This is a genomic window from Nocardioides sp. (assembly GCF_034670285.1).
GTDB lineage: Bacteria > Actinomycetota > Actinomycetes > Propionibacteriales > Nocardioidaceae > Nocardioides.
The window spans coordinates 1-1,882 of sequence record NZ_JAXMNS010000544.1 but is presented as its reverse complement, the minus strand read 5'-3'; the positions used below and the strand labels follow the sequence as shown (position 1 = coordinate 1,882).

The window sequence follows — 1,882 nt, the reverse complement described above, 5'->3', positions numbered from 1 at the left end:
TCCTGGGGCTGCCGCTGATGGTGGCGGTCATCGGCGGCGAGCCGCGACGCTTCGCGCCGCTCGTCGACCTCTACCGGCGCGCCGGTGCCGAGGCGGGCCACGACCCCGCCACGCTGAAGGTCGGGCTGCACGTCTTCGGCTACGTCGGCGAGAGCCGGCGGGCTGCCGCCGACACGATCTATCCCGGCTGGCACGAGATGTTCACCAGCGTGTCCCGCGAGCGCGGGTTCCCGCCACCGACCCGAGAGCAGTTCGACGCCACGAGCGGCCCCGACGGCGCCTTCTTCCTCGGTGATCCCGACGAGATCGTCGCCAAGCTCGGTCGGGTGCACGACCAGCTCGGTGGGATCGACCGGCTGTCGATGCAGATGACGAATCCCCGCCTCGCCCACGGTGACCTGCTGCGTGGCATCGAGCTGCTTGGAACCGAGGTCGCCCCACGCGTCGCGGAAACAGGCCGATCCTGAGACGATGCCGGGGTGACGACGCGAACCGTGAGCTCCTACCTCGAGGTGTCAGCCGAGGGTGAGACCGAGATCGAGCTCCAGGTGGCCCTCGCCCGCTCCCCCGGCCTGACGATCGCCGACGAGCTGACGATTCTCCACGACGGCCGCGAGGTGCCGTTCGAGGCCTTCACGGCTGCCCACGACGGGGTCCAGCACCTGGTGCGGCTGCCTGAGGGCGTCTCGACGATCAGCTACACCGGCACGGCCACCGGTCGCGCCGAGGTGCCAGGGAGCACGCCTCTCGACCTGTCGCTCTACCGCCGTCCGAGCCGCTACGCCACCTCCGACACCTTCGGAGGGTTCGCGGCCTCCGAGTTCGGGCACCTGGACGACGACGCCCTGCTGTCGACGATCTCGGCCTGGGTCGGCACCCGGCTGCAGTACGCGCCCGGCAGCAGCGGCCCCACCGACGGTGCCTCCGAGACGCTCCTGACCGGAGCCGGGGTGTGTCGCGACTACGCCCACCTGGTCATCGCGCTGCTCCGCGCCCTGTGCATCCCGGCGCGGATGACGGCCGTCTACGCCCCCGGTTGTGACCCGATGGACTTCCATGCCGTCGTCGAGGCCTACCTGCCGCAGGGCGGCTCTCCTGGCTGGTACGCCCTGGACGCGACAGCCCTGGCGCCGCGCGCCGCGCTGGTGCGCATCGCCACCGGTCGCGACGCGACCGACACCGCCTTCATGTCGACGGTCAGGGGCAACGCCCTGCTGATGACCTGCGAGGTCACCGCTGTGGCCGACGACGGACTCCCCGACGACGACCTCTACCGCCCGGTGCAGATCAGGTGAGCGTCCTGCTCCGGTCACGGCCCGGCGTGCTGCTCGTGCTGCTCGTCCTCGTCGTCGGTGGGCTGGGGATCACGTCGAGCGGGGCCGAGGCGTCTCCACCGAACGCACCTGCCACGCCGGCCACGCCGGCCGCGCCGGCCGCACCCGTGGAGATGACCGCGCCGAGCGCGAGGGGCAACCCGGACCGCGACTTCGCCAGCATGCCCCGCGCCTGCCGATCGCGCGTCGAGCCGTCGAAGATCTGCCGCGTCACGAGGTTCAAGAAGCGCCCCTGGATCGTCCTGTGGGGCGACTCCCATGCCCTGCAGTACCTCTCCCCGGTGACGGCCGTCGCGCGCAACCGTCGCGTCAACCTGGTCGCCATCTACTCCGGGGGCTGCCCGCTGAGTCTGCCGTTCCCCGCGGGGAGCGACGAGCCTCGCCTGGCCTGCGACCACCACAACGTCCGGGCGTGGGAGTACGTCCGAGACCTGGCCTCCTCGAAGCGTCGGGTCCGCGTCGTCCTGGGCAGCTACTGGCACTACTACCGCACGGCCTGGGAACGCCTCCAGGAGGAGGAGCGCAACGGGGTCGCCCCCGAGGACTCC

3 protein-coding genes are annotated in these 1,882 nt (G+C 71.6%); all 3 read left to right on the top strand.

Going from position 1 to position 1,882, the window contains the following annotated elements; genetic code table 11:
- On the top strand, positions 1-467 hold a 467-nt coding region (locus tag VOI19_RS18830; protein WP_416366411.1), incomplete at its 5' end, for an LLM class flavin-dependent oxidoreductase.
- Between the two features lie 12 nt (positions 468-479).
- Positions 480-1,295: a transglutaminase family protein gene (locus VOI19_RS18825; protein WP_323794467.1), complete on the top strand. Its 816-nt coding sequence runs from the start codon at positions 480-482 to the stop codon at positions 1,293-1,295.
- Positions 1,292-1,882, top strand: a 591-nt coding sequence (locus tag VOI19_RS18820; RefSeq protein ID WP_323794466.1) for an SGNH hydrolase domain-containing protein, incomplete at its 3' end; no start/stop codon positions are given. The genes VOI19_RS18825 and VOI19_RS18820, both read left to right, overlap by 4 nt.